The sequence below is a fragment of the Streptomyces sp. KL2 genome (genome assembly GCF_046529545.1).
Classification (GTDB): Bacteria; Actinomycetota; Actinomycetes; order Streptomycetales; family Streptomycetaceae; genus Streptomyces; species Streptomyces radiopugnans.
Genome location: NZ_CP127170.1, coordinates 1,939,951 through 1,962,206, shown reverse-complemented (window position 1 = coordinate 1,962,206; position 22,256 = coordinate 1,939,951). Strand labels below are relative to the sequence as shown.

The window sequence follows — 22,256 nt, the reverse complement described above, 5'->3', positions numbered from 1 at the left end:
CCCCCGCGAGGGGCGCGGCGGCGTCCGCGTTGTGCGGGGCCGCGGACGGGGTGCGGGCGCGGGACGTGCGCGTGGGACGCGGGCGGGGAGCCGGGACGCCCGGTGCGGCGGCCCGGCTCCCGGGGCGGTCACGCCACGCCCAGCGACCGCTTGAGGAAGGCGACCTGGAGCAGGAGCAGGTTCTCGGCCACCTGCTCCTGCGGGGTCATGTGCGTCACCCCGGACAGCGGCAGCACCTCGTGCACGCGGCCCGCCGCCAGCAGCGCCGAGGACAGCCGCAGGGTGTGGGCGGCCACCACGTTGTCGTCGGCCAGACCGTGGACGATCATCAGCGGACGGTGCGGCTCGGCCGGCGCCGACAGCCCCTCGTCGGTGACCAGCGAGTTGGCCGCGTACGCCTCCGGCCGCTCCTGGGGCAGGCCGAGGTAGCGCTCGGTGTAGTGGGTGTCGTACAGCCGCCAGTCGGTGACGGGCGCGCCCGCCACCGCCGCGTGGAAGACGTCCGGGCGGCGCAGCACGGCCAGCGCGGCCAGGTAGCCGCCGTAGGACCAGCCGCGGATGCCGACCCGGCCCAGGTCCAGGGGGTGGTCCCCGGCCAGCGCGTGCAGGGCCTCGACCTGGTCCTCCAAGGTGGTGCCCGCCAGGTCGCCCGCCACCGCCTTCTCCCAGGCGGGAGAGTTGCCGGGGGTGCCGCGGCCGTCCGCGACCACCACGGCGAACCCCTGGTCGGCGAACCACTGCGAGGTCAGGTGCGCGTTGTGCGCGGCCACCACGCGCTGGCCGTGCGGGCCGCCGTAGGGGTCCATCAGGACCGGCAGCGCCCCGTCGCCGTCGCGGTACCCGGTGGGCAGCAGTACGGCGGCCGGGATCCGCCGCGCACCCGCGCGCAGCAGCCGGGGACGGGCGGTCAGCACGGGCGTCTCGGCGTGGGAGGCGATGACGGCCAGCGGTGTCGGGGCGCCCTTGCCGGTCTCGGGCAGGCGCAGCGCCTCGGCGCGGGCGCCGGGGCGGTCCGGGGCCGCGGTGGACAGCACCACGGTGTCCCCGCCGCGGACGGCGGAGGCGATGTGCGCGCCCTCGGGGGAGACCCGTTCCCAGCCGCCCTGGTCGCCGCTGCCGCGGAACCAGGCCCGGTAGACGGCGATCTCGCCCACCGGTGAGTCCTCGGGCGCGTCCGGCCCGGCCGAGGCGGAGAACAGCACGTCCTCGTCGCCGACGTCCAGCACCGCCCGCACGTGCAGGGCGGCCGAGGTCAGCGGCCGGTCCCCGACCACCAGGACGCGGGCCCCGCCCTCGTCGGCGATCCGCACCAGGCGCCCGTCGGGCGTCCAGACGGGCACGCCGGCGAAGAGTTCCAGCCATGCCGGATCCTCGTCCGCGTGCAGGGGCGCGGTGCGGCCGGTGACGGTGTCGACGGTCAGGTAGAGGTGGCTGCGCTGGTCGCGCGACTGGACGAGCAGCAGGGGCGGCCCGGCGGCCGACCAGTGGACGCGCGCGAGGTAGGGGTAGCGGACGCGGTCCCAGACCACCTCGGTGCGGCCCCCGCCCCCGTCGCGGGCTTCCTCCCCGTCACGGGCTTCCTCCCCGTCGCGGGCTTCCTCCCCGTCGCGGGCTTCCTCCCCGTCGCGGGCTTCCTCCCCGTCGAGGACGTCCTCCCCGTCGGGGACGTCGAGCAGATGGAGCGTCACCTCGGCGTTGTCCGTCCCGGCTGCCGGGTAGGCCACCTCGGCCGGCTCGCTCCCGGGATTGGCCGGGTCGGCGATCCACCAGCGGCGCACGGGCGAGTCGTCCACCCGGGCGGCCAGCATCCGGGTGCCGTCCGGGGACCACCAGAAGCCCCGGGAGCGGTCCATCTCCTCGGCCGCCACGAACTCCGCCAGACCCCAGGTCGTACGGCCGCCGCGGGTCTCCTCCGGCTCGGCCAGCACCCGGTCGTTCCCGCCCTCGCGGTCCACCACGCGCAGGGCGCCGTCGGCCACGTAGGCGACGCGCCGGCCGTCCGGTGAGGGGCGGGGGTCCACCACCGGGGTGGGGGTGGGCACCTCGCGCACGGCGGCCGTGCGCAGATCGGCGGTGAACAGCCGCCCGGACAGGGCGAAGGCCGCCGTCTCCACCGCGGAGTCGGTCGCGTAGCCGACCACCCCGGCCGACCCCTCGCGGCTCCGCTCGCGCCGGGCGCGCTCCTCGGGCGACAGCTCCTCGTCCGCCCCGCCGAGCAGCTCCGCCGGGTCGGCCACCGCGCGCTCCCCGTCCCCGTCCGGGCCGGGCCCGCCGGCGCCGCCGAGGTCCCGCACCCACAGCAGGTTCGCCCGGTCGGTGCCGCCGCGGGAGCGGAGGAAGACGGTCCGGGAGCCGTCCGGGGCCACGGTGAAGGCGCGCGGCGCCCCCAGGGTGAAGCGCTGCGTTCTGGCGTACTGGCGTGGAAACGACATGACCATGGGGCGAGCGTACGGCGTTCCGGGGCCGTTTCCCCGTGTGCGCCCGCCACCGGTCCCCGCCCGTCCTCCAGAGGCTTCCAGGGGCCTGGAAGGCAGTCCGCAGAAGGGAACGTGTCCAAGGTCACACGGGTGTGCGCCCCTCTTCTGCACCCGTGCACCGATCCGTGCCGACTCACGGAAAGTTATGATCCGTTGCGCATGGTTCGCGATGGGGTATGTAGTTTCACAACTGCCCTGTCGTACAAGCATCCTGATTCCGTGTCGACCGCGCGCTCTTGGAGGTGAACCGCCGTGGCACTCTCGATTTCGGCGGTGGTGCTGCTGGCGATCATCGTCTTCCTGCTGATCAAGAAATCCGGACTGAAGACCGGCCACGCACTGGTCTGCATGCTCCTGGGCTTCTACATGGCCAGTTCGTCGATCGCTCCCACCATCAGCGAACTGACCTCGAATGTCGCGGGCATGATCGGCAGCATCAAGTTCTGACACCGGCGGCGTAGGCTCGCCCTCATGACCGAGCTTCCCGCGCGCCGCCTGATGCTGGTCCACGCGCACCCCGACGACGAGTCGATCACCAACGGCGTCACCATGGCCCGATACGCCGCCGAGGGTGCGCTGGTCACCCTGGTGACCTGCACGCTGGGGGAGGAGGGCGAGGTCATCCCGCCCGCCCTGGCGCATCTCGCGGCCGACCGCGAGGACGGGCTGGGGCCGCACCGGATCGGCGAACTGCGGCACGCCATGCGGGAGCTGGGCGTGGCCGACCACCGTTTCCTGGGCGGCCCGGGCCGCTACCGGGACTCGGGGATGTTCGGCACCCCGGCCAACGAGCGCGCCGGCTGCTTCTGGCGGGCGGACGTCGACGAGGCGGCCTCCCACCTCGTCGCGGAGATCCGCCAGGTGCGCCCCCAGGTGCTCGTCACCTACGACCCGAACGGCGGATACGGCCACCCCGACCACATCCAGACCCACCGGGTCGCGATGCGCGCGGTGGAGCTGGCGGCCGACCCCGCGTACCGCGCGGAGCGGTACGGGGAGCCGCACCGGGTCGGGCGCGTCTACTGGAACTGCGCGGCGCGCTCGGCGGTCGAGGAGGGCTTCGCCCGCCTGCGCGCCGCCGGCGGCCCCTTCCCGGAACTCGCCTCGATCGAGGACGTCCCCGGCGTGGTGGACGACGCCGAGGTGGACGCCGTCATCGAGGGCGGTGAGGCCGAGGCCGCGGCCAAGGCCGCGGCGATGCGCGCCCACGCCACCCAGATCGTGGTCGCCGACTCCCCGTCCGGGCCGCCCGGGTCCTTCGCCCTGTCCAACCGGCTCAGCCAGCCGCTGCTGCGCACCGAGCACTTCCGGCTGGCCGACGGCGCGGAGGCCCCCGGCACGCCGCTGCGCGACCTCTTCGAGGGGCTGGTGGGGACGGCCGGAAGCGCGGAGGGCCCCCGGTGAGGGCGCGCGGTGCACGGATCGCCGCATACGCCGTACTGACCGTGCTGGGCGCGCTGGTGGCCGTCGCGGGCGCCCTCGTCCAGGCTGGCTGGTTCCCGCTGGGGCTGCTGCTGGCGCTCGGCGCGGCCATGGCGCTGTTCCACGGCGGCGCGCGGCTGACGGGCACGAAGGTGGGAGCGGCGGCCCCGGCGGGGGGCTGGATGCTGGTGGTGCTGCTGCTGACCGCGTCGCGCCCCGAGGGCGACTTCGTCTTCGGCACCGGGCTGGGCTCCTACGTCTTCCTGCTGGGCGGGACGTTCGCCGCTGTGATGTGCGCCACGGTCGCGCCCTCCGGGCACCTCCCGCCCGCGGGAACCACGGGCCCCGCGGATCTCGTGAAGGGAAGGTGAAACGACCGGAGGCGGTCGGCCTCCGGTCGACAACCGGCCCCGAAGTGGCCGAGAATCCGCGCGGCGATATGCCGGCGCGGCATCCGCACATGGTCCGCCGGGGCGGTGATTCGGCACTCCCGGGACCCGGGGCGGCGGCCCCCAGTAAGGTGGTGCGCGCCGGCGAGCCGCTCGTGCGAGCCGATCGGAACCATGACGGGCGGCGAATCCAACCGGGAGATCCTGCATTGAGCCGTGAAACTGACAGTCCGTCCTCCGGGCCCGGGGCGCGGGGCGGCGCCGCCCGTCCGCCGGGGAACGAGCCGTACGCCGCACCGGCGGGCGAGCCCACCGCGCGGCCGGGCGAGCCGAAGACCGAGACCACGCTGACCACCCGCATCCGGATCAACATCCCGGGTTCCCGCCCCATCCCGCCGGTCGTCGTGCGCAAGCCCGTAGGCGAGGCCGGTGGTGGGACCGGCGACGAGACGTCCGGCGCCGGTGGGAGCACGGCGGGGCCGGACGGCCTGTCGGACGCCCCGGGTGGCGCGGCGCCGTCCGCGGCGGGCGCACCGGGACCGAACGGGGCGCCGGCGAAGCCGGGCCCGGCCGGGCCGGGGGGCTCCTCGGCCAACGGCGGCGGAAAGCAGACCAGTTCGTGGTTCGCCCCGCGCAAGCCCCCGTCCGGCGGCGCACAGGGTGCGCCCGGTGGTGCGAACGGCGGCGCGCCCGCCCCGGGGGCCGCGGCCCCCGCGGGACCGCCGCGGCAGCGCACCGGCACCCCGCCGCACGGCTTCCCGGCCGGAGGGGCGGACGCCACCGGCCCGATGGGAGCCGTCCGCCCGGGCGGTACTCCGCCGCACGGGCCGGACGGCACCCCGCCGCACGGCTTCCCCGCCGCGCCGCCGTCGGCCCGGGGCGACGGCCCCAGCGGGCCGACCACCGGACCGGCCACCGGGGAGATGCCGTTGCTGCCTCCGGGGTTCCGGCAGCAGCACGATGGCCCACCGCCCGGTCCGCCCGGTCCGGGCGACACCGGGCCGCAGCCCACCGTGTCCGAGGCCACCGGTCCCGCGTCCGGCCCCGTCACCGGCCCCGGTCCCGTCACCGCGCCCGAGCCGCCGCGCACCGGCGGACCGGCCCTCGACCTCGGCGGCCCCGCCGCCGGACCGGACTTCCAGGCGGGCCCCGGCCCCTCCAGCGGCAGGGTCTCAGGCGACACCCTGGTCAGCGGCATCCCGCGGGTGCCCGCGGCCGACGACGACGGCCGGTCCGCCCCCTCCGACGAGGACCACGACGCCCGGCCGCCTGCACCGGCTCCCGCCAAGCGGGGCCGCTCCAAGCTGGTCCTGCTCGGCGTCGCCACCTTCGGTGTGCTCGGCGTCGCGTACGGCGCCGGCCTGCTGCTGGACCACGCCGACGTGCCCAACGGCACCACCGTGCTCGGCGTGGACATCGGCGGCACCGGCAAGGACGAGGCGATGAACAGGCTCGACGCCGTTCTCGGCGAGCGGGCCCGCACACCGCTGGTCCTCGAGGTGGAGGGCGAGCAGAAGACGCTCAAGCCGAGTGTCGCGGGACTGTCGCTGGACACCGAGAACACCGTGCGAGGCGCCTCGGGGCGGGACTACAACCCCGTCTCCGTCATCGGATCGCTCCTCGGCGGCGCCCGGCAGGCCGAGCCGGTCTTCAAGGTCGACGAGGAGAAGCTCACGGCGGCTCTGAGGGACCTCACCGGATCGTCCGGCGGCGGTGCGCCGCAGGACGGGATGGTGAAGTTCGTCGACGGCAAGGCCGTCGGCGTCCCGGGCAAGCCGCACAAGCAGGTCGACGTCGACAAGGGCGCCGGTCTGCTGGAGGACGCCTACCGGGCGCAGGTGGCCACCGGGAGGAGCGAGGCGGTCGAGTTGCCGGTCGCCCTCCGGCAGCCCTCGGTCGACCAGGAGGAGATCGACCGGGCGATCCGGGAGTTCGGCGAGCCGGCGATGTCCGGACTGGTCACGGTGAAGGCGGGCGACAGGTCGATCCCGTTCAGCCCCACCGGGTCGCTGCCGAAGTTCCTGTCCATGAAGCCGGTGAACGGCAAGCTCGTGGACACCTACGACCTCAAGGTGCTCAAGGACCTGTACGGCAGCACCTTCGACGGCGTCCTGATCGCCCGCGGCAACGGGTCCAAGACGCCGGTCACCCCCCAGGACGTCGCGGGCGCGCTGCGCGAGGCGCTCCGTCAGACGGACCCGGCCAAGCGGGTCGGCGTCATCGAGCTCGACCCGCGGTAGACGGCTGCGGGTCCGCCTCCGGCCGGTGCCGGTGCTGTTTCGGCACCGGCACCGGCCGGCCGGGGTTCCCCCGGCCGGCACGGCGCTAGTTGAGCCGGGAGCGGGCCGCCCGCGCCTCGCGGCGCACGGCGACCGCGGCGTTGGGCTCCATCGCGGCGACCATGTCGGCGTACGCCTCCATCTCCCGCGCGCCGCCGACGAAGTCGCCCCGCTCCACCAGCAGCCGCGCCCGCTCGTAGCGCAGCCGGGCCGGGTGGTGCGGCAGCAGCAGGGACAGTTCCACCGCCCAGAGCTGGACGTCGGTGTGCTCGGGGCGGGCCGCCGCCCACGCGCGGATGTTGTTCAGCACCCGCAGCACGATCTCCACGGGGCCGGCCGGCTGGAGCATCGCCTCCGACAGCGGCGCTCCCGCCGTGCCCGCCACCAGCAGCTCGACGTCCTGCCCGGTCAGCGGCAGACCGCCCGCGAAGGGGTCGGCGAGGACGTGCTCGCCGCGGGGATCGCCGAAGCCGACCACGAAGTGCCCGGGCAGGGCGACCCCGTACACCGGCGCGCCCGCCCGGCGCGCGACCTCCATCCACACCACCGACAGCAGGATCGGCAGCCCCCGCCGCCGCCTCAGCACCTCGCTCAGCAGCGAGGACTCCAGCCGGCGGTAGTCGGCGGGCGTGCCGTGGAAGCCGTGGCGCCCGCCGAGGAGCTCGGCCAGGGCGTGCGCCCACTGCGCGGGGGTGCGCGAGGGCGCGTACGGCAGCAGACCCGTCAGCCGGTCCAGCTCGATCTGGGCGGCGTCGACGAGACCGTCCACGCCCTTGCCGCCCTCCGCGCGTACGGCGGGGTCGGCCTCGGCGTCGACCAGCAGGCACAGCAGTGCCAGATCGGGCCGCTCGGCCCGCGCGGCCCGTGCGAAGCGCTCCCGCACCGAGTCGGCGCCCGCGGTTTCCGAACTGTCCATCAGGCCCTCCCTGCCCGGTTCAGCCGCGCGGTGCCCGGCGGTAGTGGTAGGAGTGGTGATCGGCGAAGCCCATCCGGGCGTACATCGCCCGTGCGGCGGTGTTCTCCGGCTGGACCTGGAGGTACGCGGCCGAGGCCCCCTCCGCCAGTGCCGTGCGGGCCAGCTCGGCCATCACCGCCGTGGCCAGCCCCTCGCGCCGCCGCTCCGGGGCGGTCTCGACGGCGGCGAACCCCGCCCACCGGCCGTCCACCACGCACCGCCCGACGGCCGCCGGGGCGCCTTGCGGGTTGTCGCCCGGCACGGTGGCGAACCACACCGACGGGCCGCCCGCCAGCACCTTCAGCGCGTCGCCGGCCGGCCCCGAGGCGCCGCGGCCGTACGCGGACAGCCAGGCCGCGTCCGGCCGCCGCGACAGCCGCACCCGGCCGTCCGGCTCGCGGTCGGCCAGCGGCGCGAGCGCCCCGGTGCAGAAGACCGCGAACCGCTCGGCCGTCCAGCCGCGCCGCTCCAGCTCGGCGGCCAGCAGTTCGTCGCCTCCAGCCGCGCCCGTGGCGATCTGCACCAGTGCGGGCAGCCCGCGCTCGCCGTACCAGCGCACGGTCTCGGCCAGGGCCGCGTCCAGGCCGGTGCCGGGGTCGCCCAGGGGGAGGACGGAGTTGGCGCGACCGGTGAAACCGCCGGAGGCGCGCAGCAGCCATCCGCCCAGGCGGGCGGTCTCCACAGCGGGCCAGCCGCGCGCCGCGACCTCCACCAGCTCCCGCACCCCCGCCGCCGGGCCGCGGCGGCGGGCGGGCTCGGCGGGCACGGTCTTCCCCGCCACCAGGGCCGACTCCTCGATCACCACGCTCTGCCCGCCACGCCGTGTGATGGAGAGCACACCGTCCTCCCAGGATGTGAGAACGCCGACCGTGTCGGTGAAGGCGGCACCGGCGTCCGCGGATCCGGTCAGACTGCGCACCGAGACACGTTTCCCCACGTCGTCGGCGCTGATGCGAAGCTCAAGTCGTCCGCCCACGGTGAACTCCACGTTCGTGACCACCCCTCCTGTTCGTCTCCTGCCCGGGAACGGAGATACTAGAGGCGGGCATCGACGACGCCGCGCTCCCGCGCGCCACGCGGCTCAGCCACAACCGGACCGGCTGCCCGCGCCCTACCGAGGAGGAACGACAGCGTGACCTACGTCATCGCGCAGCCTTGTGTGGACCTGAAGGACAAGGCATGCATCGAGGAGTGCCCCGTCGACTGCATCTACGAGGGCCAGCGGTCCTTGTACATCCACCCGGACGAATGCGTCGACTGCGGGGCCTGTGAGCCGGTCTGCCCGGTCGAGGCGATCTTCTACGAGGACGACGTCCCGGAGGAGTGGAAGGACTACTACAAGGCCAACGTCGAGTTCTTCGACGAGCTGGGCTCGCCCGGCGGCGCCAGCAAGCTCGGCCTGATCGAGCGCGACCACCCCTTCGTCGCCGCGCTCCCTCCGCAGAGCCACGACGAGTGACCCCGCGCCACCCGCAGCACTGACCCCGGTCCCGTACGGCCCCGCAGCCGTGCGGGACCGGGGCTTTTCCAGGAAAGAGAGCGAAGCCAAGTGCCACCCCTGTCCTCCCGCCTGCCGGTCTTCCCGTGGGACCGGCTGGAGCCGTACAAGAAGACCGCGGCCGAACACCCCGACGGCATCGTGGACCTGTCCGTGGGCACCCCCGTCGACCCGGTGCCCGAGGTGGTCCGCCGGGCGCTGGCCGGGGCCGCCGACAGCCCCGGCTACCCGACGGTCTGGGGCACGGCGGAGCTGCGGGACGCGATCGTCGGCTGGAGCGAGCGGCGGCTGGGCGCGCGGGGACTGGCGCACACCCACGTCCTGCCGGTCGTCGGCTCCAAGGAGCTGGTGGCCTGGCTGCCGATCCAGCTCGGCATCGGGGCGGGGGGCGCGGGCGCCGGCGGGAGCGCCGGCGCCGACAAGGTGGCGTACCCGCGGCTGGCCTACCCGACGTACGAGGTGGGGGCGCGGCTGGCGGGCGCCGAGCCGGTCGTCTACGACGACTCGCCGCGTGAGCTCGACCCCGAGGGCCTGCGGCTGCTGTGGCTCAACTCCCCCTCCAACCCCACCGGCCGGGTGCTGCCCAAGGAGGAGCTGAAGGCCACCGTCGCCTGGGCGCGCGAGCACGGGGTGCTGGTCTTCAGCGACGAGTGCTACCTGGAGCTGGGCTGGGAGGCCGAGCCGGTCTCCGTCCTCCACCCGGACGTCTGCGGCGGCAGCCACGAGGGCATCGTCGCCGTCCACTCGCTGTCCAAGCGGTCCAACCTGGCGGGCTACCGGGCAGCGTTCCTGGTCGGGGACGAGGCGATCCTGGCGGAGCTGCTGCGGGTGCGCAAGCACGGCGGGATGATGGTGCCCGCCCCGGTGCAGGCCGCCACGGTGGCGGCGCTCGGCGACGACGCGCATGTGGCCGTGCAGCGCGAGCGCTACGCGGCACGGCGCGCGGCGCTGCGCACGGCGCTTCGGGCGAGCGGTTTCCGGATCGAGCACAGCGAGGCGTCGCTGTACCTGTGGGCGACGCGCGACGAGCCCTGCTGGGACACGGTCGGGGAGCTGGCCCGGCGCGGGGTGCTGGTGGCGCCCGGCGACTTCTACGGCCCCGCGGGCGAGCGGTTCGTACGGGTCGCCTTCACGGCCACCGACGAGCGTGTGGGGGAGGCGGTGCGGCGCCTGACCGCGTGAGGTGCGCGGGGAAGCGGGCGGGGCCCGGGGATCGCGCGATCCCCGGGCCCCGCCGGCCGTGGTGCGTGCGCCTGCCGGCGCCGGACCGGCGCCGGACCGGCGTCAGAGCAGCGGCAGGTTCTTTCCGACCGGCGGCAGCTTGCCGGCCCCCGGCAGGCCGTCGGTCAGGGAGTCGGCCTTCGCCTGCTTGCCGACGGCGGGCATCTTGCCCTTGGCGGACTTGACGGCCTTGCCCGCCTTGGCGGCCTTGCCCTTGCCGCCGGTGGCGGGCTTGGAGGCCTCACCGAGGAGGGAACCGGCGGTCCCCACCGTGTCGTCGGCGGTCTTCTGCACGGCCGGGACGGCGGCCTTGCCCGCGGCCCCGACGGTCCTGCCCGCGGTCGGCACGGTCTTCTCGACGGCCTTGCCGCCGGTTTCGGCCACCTGGGTGCTCGCCCTGCGCGAGGTGTCGTCGATGGTGTCGCCCAGGTTCGCGCCGTCCAGGTTGCTCACTCCGCCCAGGTTCTTGGCGGGCGGCAGGAGTTCGGCGGCGTTCGCGGAACCGGCCGCACCGACTGCGGAGGCGGCACCCGCTGCGACCAGCAGCGCGGTCCGTGCGATCCGGCGCGAGAGGGGGAGGGACATGTTGCTCCTTCGACGGAGAAGAGGCTTGCTGAGGTTTCCCGCGGGCCGTCGGGCCCGGAGGGCGTCGTTGCTCATCCGGCCGGGGCGGCGCCCCCCGGACGCTGTGCCTATCGGGCCGGGAGGCTCGGAGGTTGCGGTCGTCCGGGTAAAGGATTTGCAATGCGCCGGTCGCCCCGGTGGTGGGGGAAGCGGAGGGAGGGGCCGCCCCGAGGGGGGCCCGGAAAGCGCCGGACCCCGGTGCGGCCAAGGATTTTCCGTGACTTCACCGGGCCCGGCGAGGGGCCGCGCCGACGGCTTTCGGGGACTCGGCCGCCGGGGTGTAAGACCCCCGTTCGGGTGACGGGGGGAGACGCCGTGCGGTGACGCGGCGGCGCGGAGCCTTCGCCGTATCGTCGTATCACCGCGCCGCCGCACGGCGCCGGGGCGGAGGTCAGCGCGAGGCGGCGATGACGACCTCGGTGCCGGTGCCGTCCCCGGCCGTACGCCAGCCCTCGGCGGCCCGGTCGGCCTCCCAGACCCGCTTCCCGTAGGAGACGCGCTCGATCCCCAGCTCATGGGAGTGGGCCACGGCCCAGTGCGCCAGTTCCCAGCCGCGGCGGTCGGCGTCCGCCTCACCGGCGCGCGCCGGGGTGCGGACGGGGACGGAGACCACCGGGCCGGGCGCGCTGCGCCCGGCGCCGCCGCCGTCGAGACCGGAGGACTCGGGCAGGACGTCCGCGCCGAACTCGCGGACCAGCCGCTCGCGCACCCGCACCGGGTCTCCGGCGGCCGCCTCCCCGGAAGCGGCCTTCGCGGGCACGCAGTTCAGGGCGGCGGCCCGGCGGCCGGTGAGCGCGGCGGCCAGCAGCGCCGCCCTGGACTCGTGCTTGGCGTAGGCGTCGGGGAAGCCGCTGCGCTGCACCCGCTGCGCGGCGACGGTCAGGGGCAGCCGCGAGTAACCCGGGATCTCCACCAGGTGCTCGTAGAACTTTCCGGCCGAGTACACCGGGTCCATGATCTGCTCCGCCGTCCCCCAGCCCTGGGAGGGCCGCTGCTGGAAGAGGCCGACGGAATCGCGGTCGCCGTAGTCGATGTTGCGCAGCGCCGACTCCTGCATGGCCGTGGCCAGGGCGATGGTGACGGCCCGCTCGGGCAGTCCGCGGGCGGAGGCGACGGCCTGGATGGTCGAGGCGTTGGCGGCCTGCTGCGGCTCGATGACGTACGGCTCGCCGCCGGCCGCGGTCACGGTGCAACGCGCCGGTCCGGACCCGCCGGGATCGTGGCGCACGAGGAGGTACCCGGCGAGTCCGAGCAGTACGACGCACGCGGCGGCCAGGCGCAGCAGCCTGCCGCGGCGCGGAGTTGAAGCTCGCTCGGACACGCGACAAAGGTACCGGGCCCACCGCGTCCGGGACCCGGACGTGATGCGGATCCCACGGACGGACGCCAGGTAGGGTCGGCCGCATGGAGCGTGCCCCCGAAATCCCAGGACCCGCCCCCGAGGAGGGCCTGGACCTGACCCTGGACGCGGCGTCGCTGACCGCGCGCCTCGTCGACATCCCCTCGGTCAGCGGCGGCGAGAAACCGCTCGCGGACGCGATCGAGACCGCGCTGCGCGCCCTGCCGCACCTGCGCGTGGACCGGTACGGCAACAACGTCGTCGCCCGTACCGCACTCGGCCGGGCCGAACGGGTCGTCCTCGCCGGGCACATCGACACCGTGCCGATCGCCGGCAACGTGCCCTCGCGGCTGGAGGACGGCGTGCTGTGGGGCTGCGGCACCTCCGACATGAAGGCGGGGGTCGCCGTACAGCTCAGGATCGCCGCCACCGTGCCCGAGCCGAACCGCGACCTGACCTTCGTCTTCTACGACAACGAGGAGGTCGCCGCCCACCTCAACGGCCTGGGCCACCTGGCGCAGGCCCACCCCGACTGGCTCGCGGGGGACTTCGCGGTGCTGCTGGAACCCTCCGAGGGGCAGGTCGAGGGCGGCTGCCAGGGCACGCTGCGGGTCGGGCTGCGCACGGCCGGGCAGCGCGCCCACTCGGCGCGCGGCTGGACGGGCGCCAACGCCATCCACGCCGCCGCGCCGATCCTGGCCCGGCTGGCCGCGTACGAGCCGAGGCGGCCGGTGGTCGACGGGCTGGAGTTCCGCGAGGGCCTCAACGCCGTGGGGATCACCGGCGGCGTCGCGGGCAACGTCATCCCCGACGAGTGCACCGTGACCGTCAACTACCGCTACGCGCCCGACCTCACCGAGGAGGAGGCGCTCGCCCACGTGCGGGAGGTGTTCGCCGACTGCGGCGTGGCGGAGTTCGAGGTGGACGACAGCTCCGGTCCGGCGCGGCCCGGCCTGACGCACCCCGCCGCGGCGGCCTTCGTGGAGGCGGTCGGCGGCGAGGTGCGGCCGAAGTACGGCTGGACCGACGTCTCCCGGTTCAGCGCACTGGGCGTGCCCGCCGTCAACTACGGCCCCGGGGACCCGAATCTGGCGCACAAGCGCGACGAGAGGGTCGAGACCGCGCTGATCGGGCACTGCGAGGAGCGGCTGCGCGCCTGGCTTACCGCCTGATCCGCTGGGTATCGGCTGATCCGCGGGGCCGCGCCGCCGGTGCGGCCCCGCGACATCCGGTGGCCGCCGGTGCGTCCGGGGAAGTTCCGCTCCGCGTGATCCGGACCTGCGTACCCTGGCGGCCTGTACATCGGCGTCGACAAGGGAGTACGGCATGGCCAGTGCGGAGGAGTTCGAGCAGGGGGACGCGCCGCGGGAGCAGCGCCTCGGACCGGTGGTGCGCCGCCACGGCCAGGTGCAGCACAGCACCACCGACCAGCGTCTGCTGGACACCGCCGGCCCCTCGGACTGGCTGCACCAGGATCCGTGGCGGGTCATGCGCATCCAGTCGGAGTTCGTCGAGGGCTTCGGCACCCTGACCGAGATCGGCCCCGCCATCAGCGTCTTCGGCTCGGCGCGCACCCCTGAGGGTTCACCCGAGTACGAGGCCGGGGTGCGGATCGGGCGGGCGCTGGTGGAGGCCGGCTTCGCGGTGATCACCGGCGGCGGCCCGGGCGCGATGGAGGCGGCCAACAAGGGCGCCAGGGAGGCGGGCGGCACCTCGGTCGGCCTGGGCATCGAGCTGCCCTTCGAGCAGGGGATGAACCAGTACGTCGACATCGGCGTCAACTTCCGCTACTTCTTCGTGCGCAAGACGATGTTCGTGAAGTACGCCAGCGGCTTCGTCGTCCTGCCGGGCGGCATGGGCACGATGGACGAGCTGTTCGAGGCGATCACCCTGGTCCAGACGCGGAAGGTCACCCGCTTCCCGATCGTGCTGTTCGGCACGGACTACTGGCAGGGGCTGGTGGACTGGCTGCGCGCCACCGTCGTGCCCAGCGGGAAGATCAGCCCCCACGACATGGAGCTCTTCCACCTCACCGACGACGTGGACGAGGCGATCGCGCTGGTCACCAAGGAGACCTCCGGCAAGGGCGCGCCGGGGGACGGCTTCCGGGCGGAGGACCCGGACTGACCGGCCCGGCGCACCCCGGCCGGCGCCACCGACCGGAGCGGCACTCCCGGCCGGCGCGGCCCCGGCCGGAGCGCGGCTCAGGCCAGACCGCGGCGGGCCACGGCAGGCGGGCGCAGACCCGCGATGGAGGCCACCATGTCGAGCACCTGCCGGGTCTCGGCCACCTCGTGGACGCGGTAGACCCGCGCGCCCAGCCAGGCGGAGACCGCGGTCGTGGCCAGGGTCCCGGTCAGCCGCTCCTTGACGGGCCGGTCCAGGGTCTCCCCGACGAAGTCCTTGTTGGACAGAGACACCAGCACCGGCCATCCGGTGGCCACCATCTCCTCCAGCCGCCGGGTGACCTCCAGCGAGTGGCGGGTGTTCTTGCCGAAGTCGTGCCCGGGGTCGATCAGCACCGCGTCGCGCCGCACCCCCGCCGCGACCGCGCGCTCGGCGAGCGCGACCGTACGGCGCAGCACATCGGCCATGACGTCGTCGTACGCCACCCGGTGCGGGCGGGTGCGCGGCGCGGCGCCGCCGGTGTGGGTGCACACCAGCCCGGCGCCGTACCGCGCCGCCACCTCGGCCAGCTTCGGATCCACGCCGCCCCAGGCGTCGTTGAGCAGGTCCGCGCCCGCCTCGCAGACCGCCTCGCCGACCTCGTGCCGCCAGGTGTCCACGCTGATCACCACGTCCGGCCAGCGCCGCCGCACCTCGGCGACGAAACCCGCGGTGCGCCGCACCTCCTCCTCGGCGGAGACCTCCTCGCCGGGACCGGCCTTCACACCCCCTATGTCGATGATGGCGGCGCCCTCCGAGACCGCCTGGCCGACCCGGTCCAGCGCCGGTCCGTCGCGGAAGGTGGCGCCCCGGTCGTAGAAGGAGTCCGGAGTCCGGTTCACGATGGCCATGACCACCGTCTCGTGCTCGCCGAACTCGCGCCGTCCCAGCCGCAGCATCCGCTGTCCTCTCCTCCCGCGGTCCCCCGGCACCGCACAGTGCCCCGCAGCCGACCCTAGCCCTCCCGCCGTGGCACGATCACAGGAGACCTGTACCTGCCGTTTGGCGTGTCGGACCCGGGGAGATGGCGTGTTCTGGTTTCTGCTGATCGCGTTGGTCGTGGTGGTCGCCGCGGTCGCGCTGGCGGTGGTGGGGAGCGGCGACGGGCCGGGCCGCACCGCGACGGGCGGACTCGCCGACGCCCTCCCGGACCGGACCGACGCCTGGCTGCCGCCCGACCGCCCCCTGAACCGCTCCGACCTGGACGCGCTGCGGCTGCCGCAGGCCGTACGGGGCTACCGGATGGAGGAGGTGGACGACGTGCTGGACCGGCTCGGCGCCGAACTGGCCGAGCGCGACGCCCGGATCGCCGAGCTGGAGGCGTCGCTGGCGGGCACGCAGGCGGCCGCGCTGGGCGGGCCCGACATGTTCGGCAGGCCCGGCGAGGACCCCGGGGACCGCCCCGGCACGGCTCCCGGCGACGGCTCCGGGGAGCGGCGGTGACCGCCGGGGGTGCGGCGCTCCCCGGCCCGGACGGGCGGCTGCGCTGCCCGTGGGGCCTGTCCGCGCAGGACTACACCGCCTACCACGACACCGAGTGGGGCCGCCCGGTGCACGGCGACGACGCGCTGTTCGAGCGGCTGTCCCTGGAGGCGTTCCAGTCCGGGCTGTCCTGGCTGACCATCCTGCGCCGGAGGGAGGGCTTCCGGGCGGCGTTCGCGGGCTTCCGGATCGCTCGGGTGGCGCGGTTCACCGACGCCGACCGGGAACGGCTGCTCGCCGATCCGGGCATCATCCGCAACCGCGCCAAGATCGACGCGACCATCGCCAACGCGAAGGTCGCGGCCGAGTGGGAGCCGGGCGAACTGGACGCCCTGGTGTGGTCCCACGCCCCCGACCCGGCCGGCCGCCCCGCGCCGCGCACGCTCGCCGAGGTGCCCGCGGTCACACCGGAGTCCACGGCGCTGTCCAAGGCGCTCAAGAAGCGCGGCTTCCGCTTCACCGGCCCCACCACGGCCTACGCCCTGATGCAGGCGTGCGGCCTGGTCGACGACCACCTGGCGGACTGCTGCGCCCGCGCCCCCCGCGCCGCCGGCTGAGCCCGGCGCCCCGCGCGCCGCGCCGGGGGGCGCGGCGCGCGCTCCCCGACGGGGCGTCAGCGGCCGCGGTAGACGGGCTTCTCCTTGGCGACGAATGCCTCCACCGCGGCCCTGTGGTCCTCCGAGGAGCCGGCCCTGGCCTGGAGTTCGGCCTCCTTCTCCAGCGTCTCGGCCAGCGAGTGCGAGGAACCGTGGGCCAGGGACTCCTTGAGCGCGGCGTACGCGACCGTCGGACCCTCGGCGAGCCGCCGCGCCACCTCCTCGGCCTCGGCCGCCAGCCGGTCGGCCGGGACGACCCGGTTGGCGATGCCCAGTTCCAGGGCCTCCTGAGCCTTCACGCTGCGCGGGAAGAGCAGCAGTTCGGCGGCGCGGCTCGGGCCGACCAGGCGCGGCAGGGTCCAGGACACCCCGGAGTCGGCGGTGAGCGCCACCCCGGCGAAGGAGGTGTTGAAGGCGGCGGTGTCGGCGACCACCCGGTAGTCGGCGGCGAAGGCGAAACCCGCCCCGGCACCGGCCGCGACGCCGTTGACGCCCGCCACCACCGGTTTGGGCATGGACGCGATCGCCAGGGTGATCGGGTTGTAGTGCTCCCGCACGGTGTCCAGAGCGCCGCCGCCGCTGCGCCGCAGCGCCTCGACGTGCTCCTTGAGGTCCTGCCCGACGCAGAACGCCCGCCCGCTGCCGGTCAGCAGCACCGCGCGTACGGCCGGGTCGCCGGCCGCCTCCCGCAGGGTGTCCCGCAGCGCCTCCTTGAGCGCGGTGTCGAGCGCGTTCATGGCGTCGGGGCGGTTGAGGGTGACGGTCGCCAGCCCCCCGGACACTTCGTAGACCACGTTGTCTGACATGGGGGCCAGCATGGCAAGGAACGGCGGGGGCCGGTACGGGTCCGCATCCGAGCCGCGTGTGACCTGCGTCAAACGGCCGCGGCACCCTCCGGGGGGAGAAAGGGCGCAGTATTGCAGCCCGATCCCCGAATTGGGTGGTTTTGCGCGAGGGCGTTGCGCAAGGGATACGGACCGATGTTGGTCATGAGGTCGCGCGATGCGGGATAATGACCGGGAAGCAATGTGTTCGACGCCGGCGACACCTGGGTTGCCCGGCTGAGATCAGCTGGTTTCAGGAAGGGGAACGAGCATGGCGGCCATGAAGCCGCGGACGGGCGATGGCCCGCTCGAGGTGACCAAGGAGGGGCGGGGCATCATCATGCGCGTTCCGCTCGAAGGCGGTGGACGACTCGTCGTCGAGCTGACCCCTGACGAGGCGGATGCACTCGGCGAAGCTCTGAAGAAGGCCTGCGGCTGAGGAGCCATACAAGACCTCTGGCGCCACCACCGCCTTCGCACCACCACCGCCGCCCCCGGAGAGCACGGCCCCGGGGGCGGCGGTGTGCTGTCGGCCCCCCGGGGCCGTGCTCTCCGGGGGCTCTCCGGGGGGCGGCGGGTGCCGCGGTCAGTGGTCGCGCTTGACCGCGCACAGCAGGCCGTCGCCCACCGGCAGCAGCGAGGGCAGCAGCGAGGTGCTGTCCCGGACGGTGCGCAGCAGCTCGCGCAGTCTGAGGACCTCCGCGGGCTGGGACGAGGAGTCGACGGTGCGGCCGTCGGCGAAGACGCCCTCGAAGCAGACCAGCCCGCCCGGGCGCAGCAGGCGCAACGATTCACCCAGGTACTCCAGGCACTCCATCCGGTCGCCGTCGCAGAAGACCAGGTCGTAGCCGCCGTCGGCGAGCCTGGGCAGGACGTCCAGGGCGCGGCCCGGGATGAAGCGGGCGCGGTTGGCCGCGAAGCCCGCGGCGCGGAACGCCTGGCGGGCGATCTGCTGGCACTCCGGCTCGGTGTCCACGGTCGTCAGCACGCCGTCGGGCCGCATGCCGTGCAGCAGGTGGATGCCCGACACCCCGGTGCCGGTGCCGATCTCGGCCACCGCCTTGGCGTCCACGGCCGCGGCCAGCAGCCGCAGCGCGGCGCCCGTGCCGTCCGACACCGCGCGCAGGCCCGCCTCCCGGGCCCGGTCGCGAGCCCAGCGCAGCGCCGCCGAGTGCTCGGAGCGCTCGGCGTGCTGGACGTTCTCCGCGCCGTACGCGTCGGCGAACGCCCAGCTCGTCTGCCGGTTGCCGGTAATCGCCCTCTCCTGTCCCCGTGGTGCCCGCAACCGTGACTGTATCCGTTGGCGTCGGGAACCCGCAGATGGGACCGCGCGTTGGTTCTGCAGAGGCCGTGCGGCGAGTGGCGGGGAACGTACATGGCACATGGCCGCAAGAGGGTCAAAGAAGCTTATCCGGAGCTAACGGGCGAGGTGGCTATGGTAGGGACTCCACTGGACACCACCAGAGCCGACAGGGGAGGTGCGGCTGCGGCCGGGGACCGGGGGGTGCTCAGGCGCCTCCTCAGGTCGTCCGGCGAGCCGAAATCCGTGAACGACACCGCTGACCACCGCCACGCCGCAGACTCCGTGACCACCGCGACCTTCGCAACCGACGCGGACGCTCCGGCGTGGACGCCTCCCACCTGGGAGGAGATCGTCAGCACCCACAGCGCACGGGTCTACCGCCTCGCCTACCGCCTCACCGGGAACCAGCACGACGCCGAGGACCTGACCCAGGAGGTCTTCGTCCGGGTCTTCCGCTCGCTGTCCACCTATACCCCCGGTACCTTCGAGGGCTGGCTGCACCGCATCACCACGAACCTCTTCCTGGACATGGTGCGGCGCAAGCAGCGCATCCGCTTCGACGCCCTCGGCGACGACGCGGCCGAGCGGCTGCCCAGCCGCGAGCCCTCGCCGCAGCAGCACTTCAACGACACCCACTTCGACGCCGACGTCCAGCAGGCGCTGGACACCCTCGCCCCGGAGTTCCGGGCCGCGGTGGTGCTCTGCGACATCGAGGGGCTGTCGTACGAGGAGATCGCCGCGACGCTCGGTGTGAAGCTCGGCACGGTCCGCAGCCGTATCCACCGCGGCCGCTCCCACCTGCGCAAGGCCCTCAAGCACCGGTCCCCCCGGGCGCGCTCCGGGCAGCGCGCTCTGGCCGGGGCGCTCCCCGGTGCCGTGGGAGGGGAGGGCGGCACCGCGTGAGCGGCACATACGACGGCGTACCCGATCTGGAGCCGACCCCGGCCGAGCAGCACCTGGGCGACCGGCTGGCGGCCCTGGTGGACGGCGAGCTGGGGCACGAGACGCGCGAGCGCGTCCTGGCTCACCTGGCGACCTGCCACACCTGCAAGGCGGAGGCCGACGCACAGCGCAGGCTGAAGAGCGTCTTCGCGGACGCCGCGCCCCCGCCGCCCTCGGAGGGGCTGCTCGCCAGGCTCCAGGGGCTGCCCGGGGGCCTGGCCGACGAACCCGGAGGGGGCAGGGGCGGGCCGCCGGACTCCTCCGCGTCGCCCTGGGACTTCGAGTACCTGCCGGCCGGCAGCGTGCTCACCTCCGACCGCGGATTCCGCATCCACCGGGCCCACGAGACGGACCGGCCGTCATCGCGCGGCCGCCGCTTCGCCTTCGCGGCGGCGGGTGCGGTCTCACTGGCGGCCTTCGCCATCGGCGGCGCGCTCACCTCCGCGGCCACCGGCGGCTCCACGGTCACCGCGGGCGGGGACGGCGGTACGAGCGCCCGCTCGCCGCGCACGGCGGCCGTCGGGACGGAACGCGGCGGGGAGCGCGGCGGCAGACAGGGGGAGGGAACGGGCAAGGGGCGGACAGGCGCGCCCAGCGGACCGGCCGTGGCGCCGACACAGCCGCCCGTACTGTCGGTCTCGCCCCTGGAGGCCGCCTACGCCCCCCGGCACCACAGGCTGACGGTGGTGCCGGTGATCGATGTGCTGCCCACCCTGCACCCGCCGCGGATACACCCCACCCAGCACCAGGCGCCGCCCGGCGGGGGGCAGCCGGAGCAGTACCAGTCCGTCAGGCAGCCGCTCATCGCGGCGAGCCCCATGGCCGCGGCTCCCACGGCCGCGGCTCCCTCGGCCTCGGCTCCCTCGGCCACGGCCACGGCCTCGGTCTCGGCCACCGCTCCGGTGGGCACCACCACCCCCGCGCCCACGCTCCCGCCGGGCCGCTGACCGGCCCCGGCCCCGGCCCCGCGCGGCCCGTCCGTCCGCGCCTCCCATGAGCCTCCGCCGCCCGGTGTGCCGCCGGGGTGCCGCGACGCACCCCGGCGGCGCACCGGGCGGCTCCCCGTGGACACCCCGCGGGGTCCCGGCCGGTCCGGCTTCGCCGGCAGGGGCGGAACTGGTTCAATCGTGGGGATGTGGTGCGAGTCCGCGCGAAGCGCGACGCGGGCCGATGCTGGGGAGGACATGGACGAGGGCAGGGCCGCCGGACAGCGGCCGACGTGGTGGAGCCGTCCGCGCGGGGTCTCGGCCCCGCGTCCGGCGGCGGGAGGCGCCCCTACGGCCCGGGGAGCACAGGCACCGCTGCACGGGGAGGACCCGTACGGCACGCCGCCCTACGGCGGCCTCGGCCCCTGGGCCCCGGCCCCGCCCGTCCAGCGGCCCACGGCGACACCGGCCCGGGGCACCCCGCTGCCGGCCGGGCCGCAGGCCACCGGGCACGCCTTTGAGCACACCGCCGGGCACGCCTCCGAGCACACCGCCGGGCACGCCTCCGAGCACACCGCCGGGCACACCGCGCCGCCCGGGGTCTTCGCGCGCTACGACCCGTGGGCCCCGCCGTCCGCCGCGGCGCCGGGCCCGCACCCGCCGCACATCCCGCACCCGCCGTCCCCGGGACCCCCCTCGCCGCGCCGGGGCTGGACGGTCGCCGCGGCCGTCGTACTGGCGCTGGTCGCCGGGACGGTGGGCGGCGGCATCGGGGCGTACGCGCAGCGCCACGGCGACATCGGCACCGTCCGGCTCTCCCAGGCCCCGGCGCAGGACACCGGCCGCGCCCCGGACAGCGTGGCCGGGATCGCCGAGCGGGCCCTGCCGGGCGTGGTGACCGTCCAGGTGCGCGGCACGGGAGAGCAGGGCACCGGCACCGGTTTCGTCCTGGACGGCCGCGGCCACCTCCTCACCAACCACCATGTGGTGGAGTCCGCCGGGGACGGCGGCGGCGTCAGGGTGATCTTCCACGGCGGTGAGACCGCCGCCGCCGAGATCGTCGGCACCGACAGCGGCTACGACCTCGCGGTGCTGAGGGTGGAGAAGGTCCGCGGTCTCAGCCCGCTGCCGCTGGGCAACTCCGACTCCGTGCGGGTGGGCGATCCGGTCGTGGCGATCGGCTCGCCGTACGGCCTGGCGGGCACGGTCACCACCGGGATCGTCAGCGCCACGCAGCGCCCCGTCACCGCGGGCGGCGAGCGCGAGGGCGGCGGGGGCAGCGACATCAGCTACGTGGAGGCGCTGCAGACCGACGCCCCGATCAACCCCGGCAACTCCGGCGGCCCGCTGATGGACGCCGGCGGCCGGGTGATCGGCGTCAACAGCGCGATCCGCTCCGCGGGCGGCGACCTGCCCCGGACGGGCGCCGGCGGCAGCATCGGCCTGGGCTTCGCCATCCCCGTCAACCAGGCCAGGCGGGTGGCCGAGGAACTGATCAACACCGGACGCGCCACCCACCCCGTGATCGGTGTCACCGTCGACATGGGGCATCCCGGAGAGGGCGCCCGGGTCGGTCTGCCCGCCGGGGAGGAGGGCACGGCGGTCGTGCCGGGAGGACCCGCCGACACGGCCGGCATCGAGGAGGGCGACGTGATCACCGAGGTGGACGGCGTCCGGGTGCGCAGCGGTGAGGAACTGATCGTCAGGATCCGCGCCCGGCGCCCCGGCGACCGGCTGGAGCTCACCGTCGAGCGCGGTGGCGGCCGGCGCTCGGTGGAGGTCGTCCTCGGCTCGGCGGCCGGCCCGTGACCCT

The 22,256-nt window shown here is 75.2% G+C and carries 22 protein-coding genes; 14 read left to right on the top strand and 8 right to left on the bottom strand.

What is annotated here, in order from left to right; translation table 11 throughout:
* Window positions 1–128: 128 nt before the first annotated feature.
* Window positions 129–2,432, bottom strand: a complete 2,304-nt coding sequence (locus QPK52_RS08755; RefSeq protein ID WP_410536667.1) for a prolyl oligopeptidase family serine peptidase — start codon at window positions 2,430–2,432, stop codon at window positions 129–131.
* Window positions 2,433–2,729: 297 nt separating this feature from the next.
* On the opposite strand from QPK52_RS08755, the gene QPK52_RS08750 reads away from it, so the two are divergent.
* The 4 genes from QPK52_RS08750 (at window position 2,730) to QPK52_RS08735 (ending at window position 6,528) form a co-directional block, all read left to right on the top strand.
* A complete protein-coding gene (locus QPK52_RS08750) occupies window positions 2,730–2,924 on the top strand; it encodes a hypothetical protein (protein ID WP_093661216.1) in 195 nt (64 codons plus the stop codon).
* Window positions 2,925–2,948: 24 nt separating this feature from the next.
* Window positions 2,949–3,881, top strand: a complete 933-nt coding sequence (gene mshB / locus QPK52_RS08745; RefSeq protein WP_410536665.1) for an N-acetyl-1-D-myo-inositol-2-amino-2-deoxy-alpha-D-glucopyranoside deacetylase — start codon at window positions 2,949–2,951, stop codon at window positions 3,879–3,881.
* Window positions 3,878–4,270 (top strand): DUF6113 family protein, encoded by a 393-nt coding sequence (locus tag QPK52_RS08740; RefSeq protein WP_410536664.1) that lies wholly within the window; start codon window positions 3,878–3,880, stop codon window positions 4,268–4,270. Before mshB ends, QPK52_RS08740 begins: the two co-directional genes overlap by 4 nt.
* A 227-nt stretch (window positions 4,271–4,497) precedes the next feature.
* Window positions 4,498–6,528: a hypothetical protein gene (locus tag QPK52_RS08735; RefSeq protein ID WP_410536662.1), complete on the top strand. Its 2,031-nt coding sequence runs from the start codon at window positions 4,498–4,500 to the stop codon at window positions 6,526–6,528.
* Window positions 6,529–6,613: 85 nt separating this feature from the next.
* Here the strand turns inward: QPK52_RS08735 and QPK52_RS08730 are convergent, their stop codons facing one another.
* Window positions 6,614–7,483, bottom strand: a complete 870-nt coding sequence (locus QPK52_RS08730; protein ID WP_410536661.1) for a tetratricopeptide repeat protein — start codon at window positions 7,481–7,483, stop codon at window positions 6,614–6,616.
* A gap of 19 nt (window positions 7,484–7,502) precedes the next feature.
* The gene (locus tag QPK52_RS08725) at window positions 7,503–8,510 is read right to left on the bottom strand and encodes a GNAT family N-acetyltransferase (RefSeq protein WP_410540259.1); all 1,008 of its coding nucleotides are present in this window, start codon (window positions 8,508–8,510) and stop codon (window positions 7,503–7,505) included.
* A 144-nt stretch (window positions 8,511–8,654) separates the two neighbouring features.
* Here QPK52_RS08725 and fdxA point away from each other — a divergent pair, with 144 nt between their 5' ends.
* Complete coding sequence (fdxA, locus tag QPK52_RS08720) at window positions 8,655–8,981, top strand: ferredoxin (protein WP_093661226.1); 327 nt, start codon at window positions 8,655–8,657, stop codon at window positions 8,979–8,981.
* Window positions 8,982–9,071: 90 nt separating this feature from the next.
* On the top strand, window positions 9,072–10,202 hold the full coding sequence (dapC, locus tag QPK52_RS08715; protein ID WP_410536659.1) for a succinyldiaminopimelate transaminase: 1,131 nt from the start codon (window positions 9,072–9,074) through the stop codon (window positions 10,200–10,202).
* 102 nt (window positions 10,203–10,304) lie between these two features.
* Here the strand turns inward: dapC and QPK52_RS08710 are convergent, their stop codons facing one another.
* Window positions 10,305–10,826, bottom strand: coding sequence for an ATP-binding protein (locus QPK52_RS08710; protein WP_410536658.1), 522 nt, complete (start codon window positions 10,824–10,826; stop codon window positions 10,305–10,307).
* A gap of 430 nt (window positions 10,827–11,256) precedes the next feature.
* On the bottom strand, window positions 11,257–12,186 hold the full coding sequence (locus tag QPK52_RS08705; protein WP_410536657.1) for a heavy metal transporter: 930 nt from the start codon (window positions 12,184–12,186) through the stop codon (window positions 11,257–11,259).
* 83 nt (window positions 12,187–12,269) lie between these two features.
* Here QPK52_RS08705 and dapE point away from each other — a divergent pair, with 83 nt between their 5' ends.
* Together dapE and QPK52_RS08695 are read left to right on the top strand one after the other, a co-directional pair.
* A complete protein-coding gene (gene dapE, locus QPK52_RS08700; protein WP_410536655.1) occupies window positions 12,270–13,376 on the top strand; it encodes a succinyl-diaminopimelate desuccinylase in 1,107 nt (368 codons plus the stop codon).
* Between the two features lie 154 nt (window positions 13,377–13,530).
* A complete protein-coding gene (locus tag QPK52_RS08695; RefSeq protein WP_410536653.1) occupies window positions 13,531–14,331 on the top strand; it encodes a TIGR00730 family Rossman fold protein in 801 nt (266 codons plus the stop codon).
* A 77-nt stretch (window positions 14,332–14,408) separates the two neighbouring features.
* On the opposite strand, the gene folP is transcribed toward QPK52_RS08695, so the two are convergent.
* Entirely contained in the window at window positions 14,409–15,269 is an 861-nt protein-coding gene (gene folP, locus QPK52_RS08690) for a dihydropteroate synthase (RefSeq protein ID WP_410536652.1), read from the bottom strand.
* Window positions 15,270–15,399: 130 nt separating this feature from the next.
* Between folP and QPK52_RS08685 the strand changes: the two genes are divergently transcribed.
* Together QPK52_RS08685 and QPK52_RS08680 are read left to right on the top strand one after the other, a co-directional pair.
* Entirely contained in the window at window positions 15,400–15,813 is a 414-nt protein-coding gene (locus QPK52_RS08685; RefSeq protein WP_410536650.1) for a DivIVA domain-containing protein, read from the top strand.
* On the top strand, window positions 15,810–16,409 hold the full coding sequence (locus QPK52_RS08680; protein WP_410536648.1) for a DNA-3-methyladenine glycosylase I: 600 nt from the start codon (window positions 15,810–15,812) through the stop codon (window positions 16,407–16,409). Before QPK52_RS08685 ends, QPK52_RS08680 begins: the two co-directional genes overlap by 4 nt.
* A 56-nt stretch (window positions 16,410–16,465) precedes the next feature.
* On the opposite strand, the gene QPK52_RS08675 is transcribed toward QPK52_RS08680, so the two are convergent.
* The gene (locus QPK52_RS08675) at window positions 16,466–17,254 is read right to left on the bottom strand and encodes an enoyl-CoA hydratase/isomerase family protein (protein WP_410536646.1); all 789 of its coding nucleotides are present in this window, start codon (window positions 17,252–17,254) and stop codon (window positions 16,466–16,468) included.
* Window positions 17,255–17,543: 289 nt separating this feature from the next.
* On the opposite strand from QPK52_RS08675, the gene QPK52_RS08670 reads away from it, so the two are divergent.
* The gene (locus tag QPK52_RS08670) at window positions 17,544–17,711 is read left to right on the top strand and encodes a DUF3117 domain-containing protein (RefSeq protein ID WP_014137929.1); all 168 of its coding nucleotides are present in this window, start codon (window positions 17,544–17,546) and stop codon (window positions 17,709–17,711) included.
* Window positions 17,712–17,858: 147 nt separating this feature from the next.
* On the opposite strand, the gene QPK52_RS08665 is transcribed toward QPK52_RS08670, so the two are convergent.
* Window positions 17,859–18,557: an O-methyltransferase gene (locus tag QPK52_RS08665; protein ID WP_093661244.1), complete on the bottom strand. Its 699-nt coding sequence runs from the start codon at window positions 18,555–18,557 to the stop codon at window positions 17,859–17,861.
* A gap of 150 nt (window positions 18,558–18,707) precedes the next feature.
* On the opposite strand from QPK52_RS08665, the gene sigE reads away from it, so the two are divergent.
* The 3 genes from sigE to QPK52_RS08650 all read left to right on the top strand — a co-directional run bounded on the left by sigE (window position 18,708) and on the right by QPK52_RS08650 (window position 22,252).
* Entirely contained in the window at window positions 18,708–19,478 is a 771-nt protein-coding gene (gene sigE / locus QPK52_RS08660) for an RNA polymerase sigma factor SigE (RefSeq protein WP_410536642.1), read from the top strand.
* Window positions 19,475–20,464, top strand: a complete 990-nt coding sequence (locus tag QPK52_RS08655; protein WP_410536640.1) for an anti-sigma factor family protein — start codon at window positions 19,475–19,477, stop codon at window positions 20,462–20,464. The genes sigE and QPK52_RS08655 overlap by 4 nt, the downstream gene beginning before the upstream one ends.
* A 237-nt stretch (window positions 20,465–20,701) precedes the next feature.
* Entirely contained in the window at window positions 20,702–22,252 is a 1,551-nt protein-coding gene (locus QPK52_RS08650) for a trypsin-like peptidase domain-containing protein (RefSeq protein ID WP_410536638.1), read from the top strand.
* Window positions 22,253–22,256: the final 4 nt, after the last annotated feature.

Excerpts from the sequence above, each read along its gene's own strand:
- QPK52_RS08755 (WP_410536667.1), bottom strand. The coding sequence starts at position 2,432 with ATGTCGTTTCCACGCCAGTACGCCAGAACGCAGCGCTTCACCCTGGGG.
- mshB (WP_410536665.1), top strand. The coding sequence starts at position 2,949 with ATGACCGAGCTTCCCGCGCGCCGCCTGATGCTGGTCCACGCGCACCCC.
- QPK52_RS08730 (WP_410536661.1), bottom strand. The coding sequence starts at position 7,483 with ATGGACAGTTCGGAAACCGCGGGCGCCGACTCGGTGCGGGAGCGCTTC.
- QPK52_RS08710 (WP_410536658.1), bottom strand. The coding sequence starts at position 10,826 with ATGTCCCTCCCCCTCTCGCGCCGGATCGCACGGACCGCGCTGCTGGTC.
- dapE (WP_410536655.1), top strand. The coding sequence starts at position 12,270 with ATGGAGCGTGCCCCCGAAATCCCAGGACCCGCCCCCGAGGAGGGCCTG.
- QPK52_RS08695 (WP_410536653.1), top strand. The coding sequence starts at position 13,531 with ATGGCCAGTGCGGAGGAGTTCGAGCAGGGGGACGCGCCGCGGGAGCAG.
- folP (WP_410536652.1), bottom strand. The coding sequence starts at position 15,269 with ATGCTGCGGCTGGGACGGCGCGAGTTCGGCGAGCACGAGACGGTGGTC.
- QPK52_RS08675 (WP_410536646.1), bottom strand. The coding sequence starts at position 17,254 with ATGTCAGACAACGTGGTCTACGAAGTGTCCGGGGGGCTGGCGACCGTC.
- QPK52_RS08670 (WP_014137929.1), top strand. The coding sequence starts at position 17,544 with ATGGCGGCCATGAAGCCGCGGACGGGCGATGGCCCGCTCGAGGTGACC.
- sigE (WP_410536642.1), top strand. The coding sequence starts at position 18,708 with ATGGTAGGGACTCCACTGGACACCACCAGAGCCGACAGGGGAGGTGCG.
- QPK52_RS08650 (WP_410536638.1), top strand. The coding sequence starts at position 20,702 with ATGGACGAGGGCAGGGCCGCCGGACAGCGGCCGACGTGGTGGAGCCGT.